We start from the raw sequence: 17,558 nt of genomic DNA, 5'->3' as shown, positions 1-17,558 counted from the left end.
GCCGCCTCTAGAACAACTCCACGTCCGACGCCGCGCCGTCGCGGGAGTGACGTATACTGACGGACGGGTCGGTCGGCGCGCCGAGCAGATAATGGTGAAAATGGGCCCGGACCTGCTCCAGCGTCTGGCTGGCGATCAGGCCCTCGCCCCAGCCGGCGGCGCGCTCGGTCAGCTGCGGCGCCCAATCGCGGCCGGAATGCTCCCGGATGATGTCTTCCACATAGCGCAGCGCGTTGATCACATGCTGCTGGCGCTGGGCGCGCAGGTCGTCGTTCTGCATCAGGCCAACGATCTCGCTCATCAGCGGCGAATTTGGCAGTTGCTTGCCCAGCTCGACCAGCTTGCTGGCGAAAGCCTGCGAGGTCGCGCTCTGCGACTGCTGCAGGTCTTCGATTTCCTCCTTCACGGCCAGAAGCACCAGGGCCACGAAATCGATGAGCTCACGGCCGGATGCGGCCGGAACGCCAGGCGATTCGGCGTGTTTCCCGCCCGATCGATGATTGTGTTGAGTCACCAGCGCCTTCCCCTTACCCGCCGCGATTGTTCCACAAGACAGGGCGATTTGCACCAGTCGGCGTTTTTATCCTTCGGCGCCGACGAATCCCTGAAGTTGCTGGCATCTGCTTGAAGCAATGCGACCTATGGTTGCTCGCCGGTCCATACTGCGGGGTCAGACCATGCATCGTCAAATAGATATCCATTTATCTATGAAGGCTTTGGGGAGTATGGCGCGTTCCGGAAACATGGTAACAAGCACGGGAAAGACAGCGGTGCCGGGTATGGATCCGATCGATATCAAGGAGATGTTGCACCACCATCATCTCTGGCTGAAAGGAATGCCGACCGGCAAGCCGGCGGATTTCTCCGGCCGTGATCTGTCCAATGCCGATCTCGCCGGCGCCGATCTGCGCCACGCCATCTTCCGCATGGCCAAGCTGCGCGGCGCGCGCCTGGGCAAGGCCCAGCTGGCGCAGGCCGACTTCTTCAAGGCCGATCTGACCGGCGCCGATCTCAGCGAGGCCGACCTGACCCGGGCCGATCTGCGCGGCGCCGAGATGGAGCAGGTCAACATGGCGGGCGCCAACCTGACCGGCGCCAATTTCCGCAGAGGGCTGGAGATCGGGCAGAATCCGGCCGCCGCCATCGCGGTGCTGCGGCAGAACGTGACCGGCAGCAATTTCGAGGGCGCCACGCTGATCGGCGTCGATGCGCTGGGCGCCGATTTCAGCGGCAGCAATCTTGCCGGCGCCAATCTGCAGGATGCCGCCCTCACCGACTGCCAGCTGGTCAGCGCCGACCTGACCGGGGCCGATCTGGGCGGCGCCACCCTGGCCGGCGCCAACCTGGTCGGTGCCGAACTGAGCGGCGCCAATCTGGCCGGCGCGACCCTGCAGGGGGCCAACCTGACCGATGCCCATCTGCATGGCGTCGATCTCAGCGAGGTCGAGACCTTCGGCGCCAATATCGTCATGGCCAATATGGCGGCCGAGCCGGCGCAGCCGCCGAAGCCGATGGGCGAGGCGGAGATCCGCGCCGCCCTGGCCGAGCACAGGCGCTGGGTCGAAGGCGGGCAGGGCCGGCCGGCCAATCTGCGCGGCCAGGACCTTTGCGGCTTCGATCTCAGCCGGCAGGACCTTTCCGGCATCCGATTGCGCGGCGCGGCGTTGCGCGACGCCAAGCTCGATGGCGTGGTGCTGAAATTCGCCGATCTGTCCGGCGCCGATCTGCGCGGCGCCAGCATCGTCGGCGCCGATTTTGCTGGCTGCAACCTGACCGGCGCCGATCTGCGCGGCGCAAGGCTGAGCAAAAGCCGCTTCGCCAGCGCCGAACTGCTCAGTTCCAAGGGCGAACGCACCGGCCGGATGATCCCGACCGATCTGTCGAAAGCCAGACTTGCCGGTGCGGCTTGCGACGGCGTCGACTGGGCCGATGCCGTGACCGAGGGCGCCAGCGGCCTTGAACCGCAACAGGTCGGCAGTCCATGATGCGGTCCGTATGAGCATGCAACCGGGTATCCTGCGTCGCCCCGCCGCTGCCGAAACCGGCGGCGTGGCTTCGAGCGACCGGCGCCGGTATTTCGACCCGGTGCTGAAGGTGCAGGTCGTCCAAGTTTTCCAGGGCGACTTTTTCGTTTCGACCCGCGAGGGCGAGATGCTGGCGACCGTGCTCGGCTCCTGCGTTGCCGCCTGCATCCGCGACCCGGTGGCGGGCGTCGGCGGCATGAACCACTTCCTGCTGCCCGACAAGGGCGGGGACACCAATCCGGATTTGCCGTTTTCTGCCGCGTTGCGCTACGGTAGCTATTCGATGGAACAGTTGATCAACGGCATCCTGACCGCCGGCGGCCGGCGCGAGCGCCTGGAGGTGAAGATCTTCGGCGGCGCCAATGTGCTGGCCGGCCTGCGCGGCATCGGCCATCAGAATGCCGATTTCATCGAGCGCTATCTGAAGGCGGAGGGCTTCAAGGTGATGGCCGCCGACCTGCGCGGCACCTTGCCGCGCAAGGTGCAGTATTTTCCGTCCACCGGCGTGGCGCGCGTCAAACAGATCGAGGATGCCAGCGGCAAGGCCGTCTTCCAGCGCGAGAGCGCGAAAAAGATCACGGCTGTTCAGACGCCGGCCGGCAGCATCGAGCTGTTCGACTGAGGCAGCACAGGGCAGCTTTCGGTCATGGCATACAAGCTTAATAACGTCTCGGTGCTTGTGGTCGACAGCAACCACAACCACATGCAGCTTATCAAGGAAGTTTTACGACCGCTCGGTGTCGCGCGCATCGCCGAATGCACGAATGCGAAGGATGCGATCGCATTTCTGGAAAACAACGTCGTCGATATCATTTTCACCGAATGGCATATGGACGGCGAGATGGACGGCATCGGCTTCGTCGAGTGGGTGCGCAAGAATCCCGCCTCGAAGAACGTCTTCGTTCCGATCATCATGGTCACCGCGCAGTCGGAAGAGTGGAAGGTGATGCGGGCGCGGGATGCGGGCGTGACCGAATTCCTGGTCAAGCCGTTTTCGGCGCGTACCATGGCGCGCCGCATCACGGTGGTGATCGAAGCGCCCCGGCAATTCGTCCGCACCGACGACTTCTTCGGTCCCGACCGGCGCCGGCACAAGGTCTCCAACTACACCGGCGAGGAGCGCCGGCGCGACATGATCGACAAGGGTGACCAGCAGATGCCCGATACCGCCATCGAAGAGCTGCTCAAGGAACTCTAATTTGCAATCCGAAGTTTGGCCGGCTTGACGCAGCACCGGCCAAAGCCCAAGATTCGGGCAGCTCCAAGACGGAGCGGGAGGAGGTTGGCCGTTTCGGCATGAGCGAGGTGATCGCCTTGCACCAGTATCGGCGTCCGGCGGCGCGGGAAGAGGCCCCGCGGACTGCGGGCGCCGAGAAGCCAGTCGTCAGACCGGCCGAACCGGCTGTTTTCTTCAACCGCCACGAATTCAACCTGATCCTCAATCTCTATGCCCGCATGGTCGGCCAGGGCGAATGGCGCGACTATGCGATCGGCTACGACCGCGAAAGCTGTTCCTTCGCCGTCTTCAAGCGCAGCGCCGACGGCGCGCTCTACCGCATCGTCAAGACGCCGAAGCTGGCGCGCAAGCAGGGCGCCTTCGCCATCATCGCTCCTGGCGGCCGCATCCTGCGCCGCGGCCGCGACCTGGCGATCATGCTGCGCTTCTTCGAGCCGAAGCGGGAAGCCGCGCTCTGATCCGGCTGCGGACGAAAGAAGCCCCTGCCTGGCGGCAGGGGCCCGTTTCGAGGTTTTTTATGATTTGTCGGGTAACTCAGGCTTAGGCGGCGGGCTTCTTCTTCGCCATCTGCTTCTTGGCGGTATGCTTCTTCGCCGTCTGCTTCTTCGCCGTCTGCTTCTTCGCCGGCTGTTCGGTCTGCGCCTGGGCAGCCGGGGCGAAGGTGGGAGCTACGGCGCCAGCGAGAAAGCCGGCCATGACGAAGGCGGCTGCGATCGTCTTCACGCGGGTCAACATCAGGGTCCATCCTGTGTGTACAGTGCTGCATCGAGCGGCCGAATCGGGCGCTTGTGCATCGTTGCAATTCTCTGCCTGCCCCGGAATTTCGGCAATCGCGATATTTTTGGCTGCGACATTCTGTCCGTCAGGAAAAATTAACTCAGCCGAGCGCAGCCAAATCCCGCCGATGCTTCGCCACGGTTGGCCGCTCGCCCGCGCGCCGTTCGAAATAGGGCCGTATGGCGGCAAATTCGCCCGCCTTCACGCCGGTCTGCAGCCAAAGCTGCCAGAACAGGTCGCGCTGCGCATGGCTGCCGCCGATCCGCTGCAGGCCGCCCAGCGCGGCAGGTAATTTTTCGAACGCCGTCCGCCAATCGCCGCGGCCATAGGCGGCGGCGCCTTCCGCCAGGGGCAGGCCGACCCGCCGCCAGATGTCTCCGACCAGGCGATCGGGCTGGCACGCTACATGCTCGCGCAGGCTGGCCAGCAGCCTCTGCGCGGCGCCGTCGCGGCCCGCGCGGGCAAGGCCAAGCAGGTAATGCGCGTCCAGAAAGGGCTCGACATGCTCCGGCCCGCGGCGCTCGATGTAATCGGCGACATCCTGCCAGCGCTCGCCGATCTCGAGCCCGGCGATTTCCAGCCGCGCCAGCAGGGAGACGGCGTTGACCTGATCCTGGCTGTATTCCTTCCAGACGCCCCAGACGCGATCGTCATAGAACGAGAGCGCCTTCTGCGGCTGGTCGGCATCGATGGCGAACAGCGCGGCATGCCACCAGTTATGGCTCAGCATGAAGGAATTGCGGTCGGTCCAGCAATCGGCCAGGTCCAGCATGACGGACAAGCCCTCGTCGCAGCGGCCCTGCGTCTCCATGACATGCGCCAGCGCATGATGCGCCCAGGGCTCGGCGCGCTTGATCTCGATGGCGAGGCGGGCGGCCTCCTCGGCCTCGGCGAGCCGGTTCATCTCCTCCAGCGCGAAGGCCCGCATGCCATGCATCTCGGCAGTGCCGCGATGCGCCGGCAGGGCGGCTTCGGCGATCTCGAGCATGCCGGCGAGGTCGCCGACATGGAACATATGGAACTGCGCCATCTTTACGGCGCAGAGGTCTTCCGGCCAATCGGCGACCAGCTCGCGGCCGAGCCGGATCGCGGTTTCGGCATCGCCATCCACCCAGGCCGCCGCCTGGGCATGCCACAGCCTCTCGCGGTCTGTCGCCTTGGCCAGATGCGGCTCGGCCGCCGTCAGCCAGGGACGCGCCTTTAAGGCGGAGGCGCCGGTCTGCAGGAACATCTCCAGGCAGGCCGCTTTCGCCTGCGCCATCACGCAGGCCGGATCGGCCTTCGCCGCCTCCCAGATGGCTGCGGCCGTCGTGCCATAGGTGATGAAGCTGGTGTCGAAAGTATCCAGCCCGGCGATCACCGCCGGATCATCGGTGGAAACCGCAAGGCCCCAGCGGTCGGTCAGCGTCATTGATGCCAATCGTTGATGCGATCGAGCGGATAGATCGGCCGGCGCAGCTTTTCATATTTCAGGATGCTGTTGTCGGACGTCGTCACGCCTTCGCCGTCCAAGGTGAAAGTGGCCTTGGCGAGCGGGGCGAAGCCGGCGCGGTAATGGATGCGCGATTTCAGCAGCAGATAGCGCTTGTGCTGCGGATCGATCCCGACCGAGGTGAACACGCCGGTATCCCAGGGCTCGTGGTGGCGCGAGACGACCACGATCTGCATGCGGCCCTCCACTTCGAGTACCGCCGTCGGCCCCATCATCACCTTGTAGCCGGTATACATCGGCCCGCGCACGATCCACTCGCCATCGGTGATGGTCCGCACGCGCCCGGTCAGCTTCAGCGGCTTGCCCTTCAGGCCCAGCGAGGGCATGTCGCTCTTGCCGCCAAGCTCCAGCGTCACGGTGGCGCCGACGCCCGCCTTCTGCATCTGCTGCACCGCCGCGGGATCCCAGACCGCCCCGACGGCGACATCCTCCAGGCCCTGGCGCAACACTTCCTCGATCACCGTCATCACGTCCTGGGTGCCGCCCGAGCCGCAATTGTCGGCATGGTCCAGCAGGATCACCGGGCCGTCCTTGACCTGTTTGGCCTTGGCCACCGTCTCCTGCAGGTCGCGATGGCGGTAGATATGGATGTCGCGCGTGTCCCAGACGCGGGCGGCAATGCGATCGGCGGCCGCGTCGGCTTCCGCCTGATCCTTGCCGACGGTGATGATGCTGGCGCCGGCATGCTCGATATCGGCCATGGCAAAGCCGCCGAATACGGTGGCGGCCGGCAGGCCCCTGGCCTCTTCCTCGCGGCAGGCGGCGATGGCCGACTTCATCGGCTCGTCGTCGGTGCCCTGGCAGATGGTCTGCGACAGCAGCGGCAATTGCCGCAAGGCCATGGCCGGCGCCTGCCGTTTGCCGGCGATCACCTCCATGACGATGCGGCCGACCTGGCGGGCCACCACATCCATGTCGACATGCGGATAGGTCTTGTAGCCGATCAGCGCGGTGCAGTTTCGCACCATTCTGGGCGTCAGGTTGCAATGCAGGTCGAGCGTCACCGCGATCGGCAGGTCGGGCGCGATGGCGCGGATCTTTTCCAGCAGCGTGCCTTCGCCGTCGTCGGTGCCCTCCGCCACCATGGCGCCGTGCAGATCCAGCAGACAGCCGTCGCAGCCGGCGGCGACCGCCGCCAGGATCGGGTCGGTCAGGCGCTGATAGGCCTCGGCCGTGACCTTGCCGCCGGGCATGGCTTCGGCCGCCATCGGCAGCACCACCTCGGCGCCGTATTCCCTGGCGAGCTGCAGATAGACGCCGAGCGGCATGTTGGTTTTGGCATAGGCGTCGATGGCGGCCTGGCCGGTATAGAGGCCCCAGGCTTCGAACCGCGCCCAGTCGGTGACGATGGGCGAGAAGGTATTGGTCTCATGCTTCATCATCGCCAGGACGAGTTTCATGGAGTGGCTGCCTTCGATTCGAGTGTGGACGAATGAAAGCTTAGGACGGCCGCAATCGTCCTGTCACGGACAAATGAAAAGCCCCGGCGGTTTCCCGCCGGGGCCGGCTTGGTCTTCCCGGGTATTAAGCCGTCAGTTGTTGCGCTGGCCCATCAGATTCAGCAGGGCCAGGAAGATGTTCAGGAAGTTCACGTAGAGCGACACGGCCCCGAACACCGCCTGCTTGGTTTGAATCTCGGCCGGATCGCCGGCGTAGAAATCCGACTTGATCCGCTGCGTGTGGAAGGCGGTCAGGCCGGTAAAGACCAGCACCGTGATGATCGAGATGGCGAACTGCAGGCCGGTCGAGTGCAGGAACATGTTCACCACGCTGGCGATGATCAGGCCGATCACGCCCATGAACAGGAACGAGCCCATCCCGGTCAGATCGCGTTTCGTGGTGTAGCCCCACAGGCTCATGGCGCCGAACATGCCGGCGGTGATGAAGAAGACCCGCAGGATCGAGGTGCCGGTATAGACCAAGAAGATGGTCGACAGCGACAGGCCCATGGTCGCGGTGAAGGCCCAGTAGAGGGCCTGGGTCGCGGTGGCCGACATCCGGTTGGCGCCGAAGCTCATGATGAGCAGCAGCACCAGCGGAGCGAACATCACCACGAAAGCCAGGCCGCTGCCGAACAGGGCCTGCATGAGCGTCGGAGACTGCGCCACTGCCACGGCGACGATGGCGCTGAGCGCCAGGCCGGAGGCCATGTAGTTGTAGACCCGCAGCATGTAGGAGCGCAGCGCCTGGTCGATCGTGGCGCGCTCAATCGTCGTGGCGCCGTAGCCATAGCGCGGCTGGTTGAACGGCGTCGGCATGGTGGATCCCTCCTCACGATTCTTTGCTGTTCGATATATTGTCTGCCGTGCCGTCGATTTCAAGGACAACCGGCGGCAGGGCGGGCGGATAACTCATTAAATCCTTTTAATTTTTATGAAGCCGCCGGGCCGGCCCGCCGCGGATTGCGGCGGTCATCGTCGTGGCCGGCGGGCACCGCCGCGGCGGAAAACCGCAATATCCCTGTTCCGGCGGTCATTTATGTCCGACGGCACCGGTCTCTAGGTCGCGCGCAGCAGGGGTGCAGGCTTTGCCGCCAGCGCCTGCCAGGCGCCGGCAAGGCCGAGCAGAAGCGTCGCCGCGCCGCCGCCCAGAGCGGTCAGCGCCGCGCGGCCCGGCGCGAAGAAGAAGCTGCTGCCCATCATGTGCGTCGTCATCGCCCAGGCGACCGCCCAGCCGAGCAGGAAGGCGAGCACCGCGCCGCACAGGCCGATCAGACCGTATTCGATCAGATGCGCCGTCAGGATGTCGCGCCGGGTCGCGCCCAGCGCCTTCAGCACCGCGCCCTCCCGCAGCCGCCGGCGATGCTCGGCCGCCAGCGCCCCGGCCAGCACCAGCAGGCCGGCGATCAGCGTCACGCCCGCGGCGCTGCGGATGGCGAGGCCGAGCTTGGCGATGATCGCATTCAGCTCGCTCAGCACATCCTTGATGCGCACCACCGAGACGTTGCGGAACCTCTGCGTTGCGGAACGGAACAGGGCGGCCTCCGCCGCCGCATCGTCCGCCTTGACGGTGGCCAGCAAGGTATGCGGCGCGCGCTCCATCAGGCCGGGCGAGAAGACCAGTACGTAATTGATGCCGAAGGAGGACCAGTCGAGTTGCCGGATATTGGCGACTGTCGCCTCGATTTCGCGGCCGAGCACGTTCACGCTCAAGGTATCGCCGACCTCAAGCCCGAGGCCGCGGGCGGCGCGCGCCTCTATCGAGACCAGCGGCGGGCCGTTGTAATCGGCCGGCCACCATTGCCCGGCGATGAGGCTGGAGCCTTTCGGCAGGTCGCGGGCGAAGGTGATGCCGCGATCGCCCTGCAGCACCCAGCGCTGATCCGGCGCGGCATCGATCCGGTCGGCGGGCACGCCCTTGATGCTGGTGATGCGGCCGCGCAGATTGGGCACGATTTCCAGATCATGCGTGCCGGGTGTGGCCTTGACCATGTCGGTCAGCGCCTGGCGCTGATCCGGCTGGATGTCGAGGAAGAAGAACGCCGGCACGTCCCCGGGCAGGCGGTCCTGCACCTGCGCCTGCAGATTGCCTTCGACGAGCGCCACGGCGACGAGCAGGGTCAGCGACACGCCCAGCGAAAGCAGCAGGGCCGAGGTCGCCGCGCCCGGCCGGTGCAGGCTGGCCAAGGCAAGCTTCAGCCTGGCGCCGCCGCGCGAGGGTCTGACATGGCGCGCGGCGAGGGCGATGCCGATGGCGACGGCGCGGAACAGCAGGAAGGCGGCGACGGCGCCGATCACGAAGAACAGCGCGAAGGGGCGCTCCTCGGCGCCGAGGACGGCCAGGCCCGCCAGGGCGAGGAACAGCAGGAAGGTCGCCGCGACATAAGGCGGGCGCGGCCAGCGCCGGCCGCGCGCCACCAGATCGCGGTAGAGCGCCGCCGGGCGGATGTCGGCGGCGCGCGCCAGCGGCCAGATGGCAAAGGCGAGCGCCACCAGCAGGCCGTATATGGCGGCCAGCCAGAGAGGCGCGGCGTAGATGCCCGGCACCAGCGGCAGCGGCAGGATCGCGGCAAGCAGGCCGGCGGCCAGGTTCGGCAATGCCGCGCCGAGGACGAGCCCCAGGACGATCCCGATCGCGGCCAGCAAGAGCGTCTGCCACAGATAGACGCGGAAAATGAAGCCGGTGGTGGCGCCGAGCGATTTCAGCGTGGCGATGGTGGTCGTCTTGCCGTCGAGATGCGCATGGACGGCATTGGCCACGCCGACGCCGCCGATCAGCAGCGCGGTCAGGCCGACCAGCACCAGGAACAGCGAGGCGCGGCCGAGAAAGCGGCGGATGCCGGGACTGCCGTCGCGCCAGGTGCGGATGCGCCAGCCGACGGCGGCGAAATCGGCCTTGGCCGCCGCCTCGACCTCGGCGGCCGCGATGCCGGGCGGCAAGCCGATGCGGTAATGCCAATAGGCGAGGCTGCCGGGCTTGATCAGTCCGGTCGCGGGCAGCGCATCGAGGCCGATCATCACCCGCGGGCCGAGCGTCAGGCCCTGGGTCGCCTTGTCGGGCTCCCGGGCGATCACGCCGCGGATCTCGAACATGGCGTCGCCGAGTTCGATCGGATCGCCCGGTTTGGCAGCGAGGCGCAGCAGGGTCTGCGGATCGACCACCGCGCCGGGCACGCCATCGCGGGGCGCCAGCGCGTCGGCCAGCGCGATCGGCTGTTCCAGCGCCAGTTCGCCATAAAGCGGGTAGGCGCCATCGATGGCCTTCAATTCGACCAGCGTGCGCTGATCGCTGTTCGGGGCATGCGCCATAGCGCGCATGGTCACGGTCTCGGAGAGCCTGCCCCGGCGCCGCAGGAAGGCCTGCTGTGCGGCATCGGCCGGGCGCTGCACCAGGCGGAACTCGATATCGCCGCCCAGCAGGCTGCGGCCATTCTGCTCCAGGCTGGCGACGATGGCGGCCGACAATGTGCCGATCCCGGCGATCACGGCGACGCCCAGGGCCAGGCAGGCGACGAAAAGCCGGAAGCCGCGCAGGCCGCCGCGCAATTCGCGCAGCGAGAAACGCAGGGAGAGGGGCGGGGAGAGGAACTGGGCCGCCATGCTCAGTCGGCCGTCCGGCGCTGCAGCCCGGCGGCGGCGCGGTCGCCGGTATCGCCGATGATGCGGCCGTCCTCGATGCGCAGCACGCGATCGCAGCGCGCGGCCAGCTTGTCGTCATGGGTGATCAGGATCAGGGTCGAGCCGAGCTTGCCCGCCTCGTTGAAGATCAGGTCGATGATGGCCTGGCCGGTGCCGCCGTCGAGATTGCCGGTCGGCTCGTCCACCAGCAGCAGCGCCGGGCGCGCGGCCACGGCGCGGGCCAGGGCGACGCGCTGCTGTTCGCCGCCGGAAAGCTGCGCCGGATAATGCGCCTGACGATGCCCCAACCCGACTTCGGCCAACGCGGCCTGGGCGCGCCCGGCGGCATCGGCTGCGCCGGCGAGTTCCAGCGGCACGGCGACATTCTCCAGCGCCGTCATGGTCGGAATCAGATGGAAGCTCTGGAAGACGATGCCGACATGATTGCGCCGCCACAGCGCCAGGCGGTCTTCGCTCAAGCCATTAAGGTCGGCGCCGGCGACATCGACCTTGCCGCTGCTGACCCGTTCCAGCCCGGCGATGACGGCGAGCAGCGTGGACTTGCCCGATCCCGACGGCCCGACGATGCCGACATGCTCGCCCGGCATCACGTTCAGGTCGATGCCGCGCAGGATGTTGACCGGCCCGGCCGTGCTCGTGAGAGTGAGATGGACATCGCTCAGGGCCACGATGGCGCGCTGTTCGCCGGCCGAGGGTTTCGCCTTGGATGGGGCCATGTGCTTCTGAGCCTGCGCTACAGGATGGAAAATGCGACAATGAAACACGCAAGATATGGGGCTTTCCTGCGGCGCCGCAATGCATGTTCGGCGGCGCTGGTGATCCTGGTCACGCTGCTGGTCCTGTTGCCGGCATTGCCCGCCGGGGCTGCGCCGCGCAAGCTGCTGGTATTCGGCGACAGCCTCTCGGCCGGCTATAACCTGCCGCCGGACGCGGCCTTTCCGGTGCAATTGCAGCAGGCGCTGAAGGCGCATGGCGTCGATATTCCGGTCATCAATGCCGGCGTGTCGGGCGATACCACCTCGGCCGGTCTGGCGCGGGTCGATTGGGCGCTGGCCGATCAGCCGAGCCATGCCTTGGTCGAACTCGGCTCGAACGACATGCTGCGCGGGCTCCCGCCCGAACAGGCCGAAGCCAATCTCGATGCGATCGTCGCGAAGCTGCAGCAGGCCGGCGTGAAGGTCATGCTGATCGGCATGCGGGCGGCGCCCAATCTCGGCGCCGATTACGGCCGCCGCTTCGAGGCGATCTTTCCCGCCGTGGCGAAAAAGCGCGACGTGCCGCTGTATCCCTTCTTTCTCGACGGCGTGGCGGCGGATCCGAAGCTGAATCTCGACGACGGCATGCATCCCAATCGGCAGGGCGTCGCGGTGATGGTGGAGCGCATTCTTCCCCAGATTTTGCGGTTCCTGCAGAGCTGATCGCAAATCATAGTTGTAAATTCATGGGCAGACCGACAATATGGGCCTGCCGCTGGTTGGGGCGGGGGTGTTTCGCGTTGGGAGTTTGGTCATGGAGTTCCGTCGCCTGGGCCGCACCGATATCACGGTCAGCCTGATCTGCCTGGGTACGATGACCTGGGGCGAACAGAATTCCGAGGCAGAGGCCCATGCCCAGCTCGATTACGCGCTGGAGCGCGGCATCAATTTCATCGATACCGCCGAGATGTATCCGGTGCCGCCGCGGGCCGAAACCCAGGGCCGCACCGAGCGCTATATCGGCACCTGGCTGAAGGCGCGCAAGAATCGCGACAAAGTGATCCTGGCCACCAAGGTGGCCGGCCGCGGCGGCGGGCCGCGCGGCAGTTTCGACTGGCTGCGCCGCGACAAGCAGGCGCCGAATTTGAGCCGGGCGCAGATTTTCGAGGCGATCGACAGCAGCCTGCAGCGGCTGCAGACCGAATATATCGACCTCTACCAGACCCATTGGCCGGACCGGTCCACCAACAATTTCGGCGCCGCGGAATACAAGCACCGCGAGGAGGAAACCGTCGCCATCGAGGAAACCCTCGATGCCTTTGCCGCGTTGAAAAAGGCGGGCAAGGTCCGGGCCTTCGGCGTCTCGAACGAAACCCCCTGGGGGGTGATGCGGCATGTGCAGGCGGCGGAGGCCAAGGGATTGCCGCGGATCGCCTCGATTCAGAATCCGTACAACCTGGTGAACCGCTGGTATGAGGTCGGTTTGGCGGAAATGGCGCATCGCGAAGACGTGGGGCTGCTGGCCTATTCGCCGCTGGCGATGGGCGTGCTCAGCGGCAAATACCTGGGCGGGGCCCGTCCCGAACGCGCCCGGCTGTCGCTGTTCACCCGCTTCACCCGCTACAGCAATCCGCAGACCGAGCGGGCCACCGAGCGCTACGTGGCGCTGGCGCGCCAGCACGGACTCGATCCGGCGCAGATGGCGCTGGCCTATGTGAACAGCCGGCCTTTCGTGACCGCCAACATCATCGGCGCCACGACGATGCAACAGCTCAAGAGCGATATCGACAGCATCGAGGTGAAACTTTCACAGGAGGTTCTGGACGGCATCGAAGCGATCCATCGCGATCAACCGAACCCGAGCGCCTGATTTTCCGCTTCCCCGGAGGCGCGGTCAGCGACTCATGTCTGGGCGTGCGAGCGCCCGTTGCAGCGGAGGGCCGAGCCATGATCCGCTTGTTCGTCGCCATCAGTTTCCCGGAAGAGATCCGCCAGTCTCTTGCCACTCTTTGCGCCGGCGTGCCCGGCGCCCGCTGGGCGAAACCCGATCAATTCCATCTCACCTTGCGTTTCATCGGCGAAGTCGATGGCCGCGCTGCCCATGCCGTCGCCGATGAACTCTCCGGCATCACCATGCCGAGTTTCGAGCTGAAGCTGTTCGGGGTCGGCACCTTCGGCGACAAGCGCAAGAGCCATTCGCTGTGGGCCGGCGTGCGGCCCAATCCGGCACTGAACCGGCTGCAGGAAAAGGTCGACAACGCGGTGTTGCGGGCCGGTCTGGCGCCCGACCGGCGCAAATTCGCGCCGCATGTCACGCTGGCGCGGCTCAACAACGCCCCGGTGGATCGCCTCGGCGCTTTCCTGAGCCATCATGCGCTCTACGAGGCGCCGGGCTTCATATGCGAGCGCTTCGTGCTGTATTCCAGCTTCCTGTCCAGCTCGGGGGCGATCTATACGCCGGAACGCGTCTACCGGCTCGACGGCCTGAACGAAGATCACGACGAGGACTGGATGTCGGCCGAGGCCGATCACTGGGACGCGCTGGAAGCGGCTGCCTATGGCCATGGCCGCTAGGCCGGCCAGCATCGTCATCCTGACCGGGGCCGGCATTTCAGCGGAATCCGGTCTCGGCACTTTCCGCGACAAGGACGGCCTGTGGACCAAATACGATCTGCAGGATGTCGCCACGCCGGAGGGTTTCGCCCGCAACCCGGTGCTGGTGCATGACTTCTACAATGCCCGGCGCAGGAATCTGATCGAAGCCGAACCCAACAAGGCGCATTACGCCCTGGCCGAGCTCGAACGCCGATGGCCCGGCGAGGTGCTGGTGGTGACGCAGAATGTCGACGACCTGCATGAGCGGGCCGGTTCGCGCAACCTGCTGCATATGCATGGCGAGCTGACGAAAGTGCGCTGCGACCTGTGCCAGAGCGTGCGGCCGTGGAACGGCGATCTCGACCTGGCGACCGCCTGTCCCGCTTGCGGCGATGCCGGTGCGATGCGCCCGCATGTCGTCTGGTTCGGCGAAATGCCGCTGCACATGGACGAGATCTATGCGGCGCTGGAGCGCTGCGATATGTTCGTCTCGATCGGTACGTCGGGTCAGGTCTATCCGGCGGCGGGCTTTGTTGCGGAAGTGCGCCGTATCGGCCGCGCCCATACGCTCGAACTCAACCTCGACCGCTCCGATGGCTATTCGCTGTTCGACGAGGGCATCTACGGCCCGGCCACGAAGGTGGTGCCGTCCTTCGTCGAGAGGCTGCTGCGCGCGGCCGGCTGAGACGCCAGCTAATCGTTCTCGGACTCGGACTCGATGCGGTCGATGTCGTCGTCCGACAGGCCGATATGATGGCCGATTTCGTGGATCAGCACATGGCGGATTACCCGGCGCAGCGTCTCGCCGGTTTCGCACCAGTAATCCAGTAACGGCCGCCGATAGAGGAAGATCATCACCGGCAGGGTGCCGGTCAGGGCGCGCTGCTCGGCCAGGATGCTGCCGCCGCGATAGAGGCCGAGCAGATCGAAGGGCGTTTCGCAGCCCATCTCGTCCAGCGTCTCCTCGTCGGCGAATTCGGCGACCTGCACCGGCACGCTGTCGATATAGCGCCCCAGCGCCGGCTTCAGCCGGTTCAGTTCCATCTCCGCGATGGCGGCGATGTCGTCGAGGCCGGGGGCGGTCAAGCCGGTCAGGTTCGGATTGGACCTTGTTGCCATGTGGCGGATTGTCCCATTCGGCGCCGGCACCGGTTGAAGCGGGCTGCCCTGCGCGTTAGCTTCCCTCGCACTTCATCTGCGGCATGTCCGGAAAACCGGGCTGTCGGCAAGGAGGATGGCATGGCAATCCAGAGACTGGAAGGCGCGGCGCGGGCAACGGCTTTGCAATCGCTGACCGGCTGGCAGCCCGTCGAGGGCCGGGACGCCATTGCAAAGAGCTTCGTCTTCGCCGATTTCAACGCCGCTTTCGGCTTCATGACCCGCGTGGCGCTGATGGCCGAGAAAATGGACCACCACCCGGAATGGTCCAATGTCTATAACCGCGTGACGATCACGCTGACCACCCATGACGCCGGCGGGCTCAGCCAGCGCGATGTCACGCTGGCGACCTTCATTGAAGGGGCCGCCTCGGCCCTTGGCGGAAAGGCAAGCTGAAAACCATGTCTCCCGCACAGCGCGGTTTGACCCGCGGCCTGATCATTGTCGCGGCCATCCTGCTCGCCGCTCTTGCCGGTCTGACGGCCTATCGCTGGTTCGGCCCGGGCGGCCGGTCGGACGACAACGGCGCCGGCATCGGCCAGGTGACGATCGGCGGCCCCTTCGCCCTGACCGACCAGGACGGCAAGACGGTCAGCGACAAGGATTTCGCCGGCAAGCTGATGCTGGTCTATTTCGGCTATACAAACTGCCCGGATATCTGCCCGACCGGGTTGCAGAATATCGCCCTGGCGATGGATGAACTGGGTGCCGCCGGCGACCAGGTGCAGCCGATCATGATCACCGTCGACCCGGAGCGGGATACGCCGGCCGTGCTGAAGGAATATGTCCAGGCCTTCCATCCGCGGCTGATCGGGCTGACCGGTACGCCGGAGCAAATAGCGAAAGTCGCAAAAGAGTATCGTGTTTACTATCAGAAGGCGGAGCTTAAAAATTCCAGCCTCGGCTATGCCGTCGATCATTCCGGATTCATCTATCTGATGGACCGGAAAGGCCGGTATTTGGCGCATTTACGTCACGACGCCACCCCGGATGAGATCGCAGAACGCATCCGCAGCAAGCTCTGATTGGGCAGGTTAACATCTTTTAATTGCGCGCTTTCTGCCCGGACGGTGCAGGCTGGGGCCACTGCACTGCGAAATAACTCTGCGCCTATGCGGCGAATCATTGTATGACAAACGAACGAATCGCTCCCGGAATGACTATATAGAACAGTAGTAGCGATCCGATACGTTAACCGTTTCGGGTTTAGGATCACGGCGCCAGGATGGTGCCACAGCAGAGGGGTGGGACCTGATGCTCTATTCGTTGTACGAACTTCAACGAGCCGCGCTCCAGCCGGTCCGGGCGCTTGCGGAAGCCCAGACCCAGGCACTGAAGCTGCCCTATCTGCCGCTGAACTACACCCCGGCCGCCCGCACGCTGGCCGCCGGCCTCGAGGTTTTCACCAATATCACCAAGCGCTATTCCAAGCCGGAATTCGGCCTCGCCACCACCCTGGTGGACGGCGCGCCGCGCAAGGTCACCGAGCGGATCGTGGTCCGCTCGCCGTTCTGCCACCTGAAGTATTTCGAGCGCGAGGGCTGCGCCGAACGCAACGATCCCAAGCTGCTGATCGTGGCGCCGCTGTCGGGCCACTATGCCACGCTGCTGCGCGGCACGGTGGAGGCGATGCTGCCGGGCCACGAGGTTTACATCACCGATTGGCAGGATGCGCGCGATATTCCGCTGCGCGAAGGCCCCTTCGAACTGGACGATTACATCGATCTGGTCCGCGAATTCCTCGATGTGCTTGGCCCCGGCTGCCATGTGATGGCGGTCTGCCAGCCCTCGGTGCCGGTTTTGGCCGCCGTGGCGCTGATGTCGGCCGCCAACGATCCGAACCTGCCGCGCTCGATGACGCTGATGGGCGGCCCGATCGATACCCGCATCAGCCCGACGGTGCCGAACGATCTGGCACAGGAACGCTCGATCGAATGGTTCGAGCACAGCGTGATCAGCCGCGTGCCGTTTCCGCATGCCGGTTTCATGCGGCCGGTCTATCCCGGCTTCATCCAGCTTACCGGCTTCATGACCATGAACCTGGACCGCCATGTCGGCGCCCATGTCCGGCTGTTCCATCATCTGGTCAAGGGCGATGGCGACAGCGTGGAGGCGCATAATACCTTCTACAACGAATATCTCGCGGTCATGGATTTGCCGGCGGAATATTACCTGCAGACGGTCAAGCGGGTGTTCCAGGATCACGAATTGCCGCGCGGCCTGATGACCTGCCGCGGCGAGAAGGTCGATACCAAGGCGATCACCAAGACGGCCTTGCTGACGGTGGAGGGCGAGAAGGACGATATCTCCGGCGTCGGCCAGACGAAGGCGGCGCATGATATCTGCCCGAATATCCCGGCTTCCAAGCGCGGCCATCATCTGCAGGCCGGCGTCGGCCATTACGGCGTCTTCAACGGCCGCCGCTGGCGCGAACAGATCGCGCCGACGGTGAGCGCCTTCATCCGCAAGCACGACCGCGGTTAGGCGATTCGATCGCCGCGG

Annotated in this window: 19 protein-coding genes; 11 read left to right on the top strand and 8 right to left on the bottom strand. The window is 65.6% G+C overall.

From position 1 onward, the window contains the following. Nucleotides 1-7: 7 nt before the first annotated feature. Nucleotides 8-568 carry a hypothetical protein gene (locus VF194_RS15320; RefSeq protein WP_330892057.1) on the bottom strand — a complete coding sequence of 187 codons (561 nt, stop codon included), beginning with the start codon at nt 566-568 and terminating at the stop codon, nt 8-10. A gap of 211 nt (nt 569-779) precedes the next feature. Here VF194_RS15320 and VF194_RS15315 point away from each other — a divergent pair, with 211 nt between their 5' ends. The 4 genes from VF194_RS15315 to VF194_RS15300 all read left to right on the top strand — a co-directional run bounded on the left by VF194_RS15315 (nt 780) and on the right by VF194_RS15300 (nt 3,719). After that, a complete protein-coding gene (locus tag VF194_RS15315; RefSeq protein WP_330892056.1) occupies nt 780-1,985 on the top strand; it encodes a pentapeptide repeat-containing protein in 1,206 nt (401 codons plus the stop codon). 10 nt (nt 1,986-1,995) lie between these two features. Beyond that, the gene (locus tag VF194_RS15310; protein ID WP_330892055.1) at nt 1,996-2,646 is read left to right on the top strand and encodes a chemoreceptor glutamine deamidase CheD; all 651 of its coding nucleotides are present in this window, start codon (nt 1,996-1,998) and stop codon (nt 2,644-2,646) included. A 24-nt stretch (nt 2,647-2,670) separates the two neighbouring features. After that, the gene (locus VF194_RS15305) at nt 2,671-3,222 is read left to right on the top strand and encodes a response regulator (RefSeq protein ID WP_330892054.1); all 552 of its coding nucleotides are present in this window, start codon (nt 2,671-2,673) and stop codon (nt 3,220-3,222) included. A 98-nt stretch (nt 3,223-3,320) separates the two neighbouring features. Continuing rightward, complete coding sequence (locus VF194_RS15300) at nt 3,321-3,719, top strand: DUF2794 domain-containing protein (protein WP_330892053.1); 399 nt, start codon at nt 3,321-3,323, stop codon at nt 3,717-3,719. An 82-nt stretch (nt 3,720-3,801) separates the two neighbouring features. Here the strand turns inward: VF194_RS15300 and VF194_RS15295 are convergent, their stop codons facing one another. The 6 genes from VF194_RS15295 to VF194_RS15270 form a co-directional block, all read right to left on the bottom strand. Next, nucleotides 3,802-3,996 carry a hypothetical protein gene (locus VF194_RS15295; protein WP_330892052.1) on the bottom strand — a complete coding sequence of 65 codons (195 nt, stop codon included), beginning with the start codon at nt 3,994-3,996 and terminating at the stop codon, nt 3,802-3,804. Nucleotides 3,997-4,138: 142 nt separating this feature from the next. Then, a complete protein-coding gene (locus VF194_RS15290) occupies nt 4,139-5,449 on the bottom strand; it encodes a tetratricopeptide repeat protein (RefSeq protein WP_330892051.1) in 1,311 nt (436 codons plus the stop codon). Then, nucleotides 5,446-6,930, bottom strand: a complete 1,485-nt coding sequence (locus tag VF194_RS15285) for a M81 family metallopeptidase (RefSeq protein ID WP_330892050.1) — start codon at nt 6,928-6,930, stop codon at nt 5,446-5,448. The genes VF194_RS15290 and VF194_RS15285 overlap by 4 nt, the downstream gene beginning before the upstream one ends. A 132-nt stretch (nt 6,931-7,062) precedes the next feature. Further along, nucleotides 7,063-7,788: a Bax inhibitor-1/YccA family protein gene (locus VF194_RS15280; RefSeq protein WP_330892049.1), complete on the bottom strand. Its 726-nt coding sequence runs from the start codon at nt 7,786-7,788 to the stop codon at nt 7,063-7,065. Nucleotides 7,789-8,028: 240 nt separating this feature from the next. Continuing rightward, entirely contained in the window at nt 8,029-10,569 is a 2,541-nt protein-coding gene (locus VF194_RS15275; RefSeq protein ID WP_330892048.1) for an ABC transporter permease, read from the bottom strand. Between the two features lie 2 nt (nt 10,570-10,571). Then, nucleotides 10,572-11,324: an ABC transporter ATP-binding protein gene (locus VF194_RS15270; protein ID WP_330892047.1), complete on the bottom strand. Its 753-nt coding sequence runs from the start codon at nt 11,322-11,324 to the stop codon at nt 10,572-10,574. A 39-nt stretch (nt 11,325-11,363) separates the two neighbouring features. On the opposite strand from VF194_RS15270, the gene VF194_RS15265 reads away from it, so the two are divergent. The 4 genes from VF194_RS15265 (at nt 11,364) to cobB (ending at nt 14,583) form a co-directional block, all read left to right on the top strand. After that, nucleotides 11,364-12,026, top strand: a complete 663-nt coding sequence (locus VF194_RS15265) for an arylesterase (RefSeq protein ID WP_330892046.1) — start codon at nt 11,364-11,366, stop codon at nt 12,024-12,026. Nucleotides 12,027-12,117: 91 nt separating this feature from the next. Beyond that, nucleotides 12,118-13,173, top strand: a complete 1,056-nt coding sequence (locus tag VF194_RS15260) for an NADP(H)-dependent aldo-keto reductase (protein ID WP_330892045.1) — start codon at nt 12,118-12,120, stop codon at nt 13,171-13,173. Between the two features lie 77 nt (nt 13,174-13,250). Further along, nucleotides 13,251-13,877, top strand: coding sequence for an RNA 2',3'-cyclic phosphodiesterase (thpR, locus tag VF194_RS15255; RefSeq protein ID WP_330892044.1), 627 nt, complete (start codon nt 13,251-13,253; stop codon nt 13,875-13,877). Continuing rightward, nucleotides 13,861-14,583 carry a Sir2 family NAD+-dependent deacetylase gene (gene cobB, locus VF194_RS15250; protein WP_330892043.1) on the top strand — a complete coding sequence of 241 codons (723 nt, stop codon included), beginning with the start codon at nt 13,861-13,863 and terminating at the stop codon, nt 14,581-14,583. The genes thpR and cobB overlap by 17 nt, the downstream gene beginning before the upstream one ends. Before the next feature lie 8 nt (nt 14,584-14,591). On the opposite strand, the gene VF194_RS15245 is transcribed toward cobB, so the two are convergent. Further along, nucleotides 14,592-15,017, bottom strand: coding sequence for a metallopeptidase family protein (locus VF194_RS15245; RefSeq protein ID WP_330892042.1), 426 nt, complete (start codon nt 15,015-15,017; stop codon nt 14,592-14,594). A gap of 120 nt (nt 15,018-15,137) precedes the next feature. Between VF194_RS15245 and VF194_RS15240 the strand changes: the two genes are divergently transcribed. The 3 genes from VF194_RS15240 to VF194_RS15230 all read left to right on the top strand — a co-directional run bounded on the left by VF194_RS15240 (nt 15,138) and on the right by VF194_RS15230 (nt 17,540). Beyond that, the gene (locus tag VF194_RS15240) at nt 15,138-15,452 is read left to right on the top strand and encodes a 4a-hydroxytetrahydrobiopterin dehydratase (RefSeq protein ID WP_330892041.1); all 315 of its coding nucleotides are present in this window, start codon (nt 15,138-15,140) and stop codon (nt 15,450-15,452) included. A 5-nt stretch (nt 15,453-15,457) separates the two neighbouring features. Next, complete coding sequence (locus VF194_RS15235; RefSeq protein ID WP_330892040.1) at nt 15,458-16,081, top strand: SCO family protein; 624 nt, start codon at nt 15,458-15,460, stop codon at nt 16,079-16,081. A 229-nt stretch (nt 16,082-16,310) separates the two neighbouring features. Continuing rightward, complete coding sequence (locus VF194_RS15230; RefSeq protein WP_330892039.1) at nt 16,311-17,540, top strand: polyhydroxyalkanoate depolymerase; 1,230 nt, start codon at nt 16,311-16,313, stop codon at nt 17,538-17,540. Nucleotides 17,541-17,558 lie beyond the last annotated feature (18 nt).

Origin of the sequence: Ferrovibrio sp., from assembly GCF_036381655.1 — a bacterium.
Lineage (GTDB): Bacteria > Pseudomonadota > Alphaproteobacteria > Ferrovibrionales > Ferrovibrionaceae > Ferrovibrio.
Note: the sequence above shows the minus strand (reverse complement) of the source record. Positions and strands in the feature narration are given on the sequence as shown.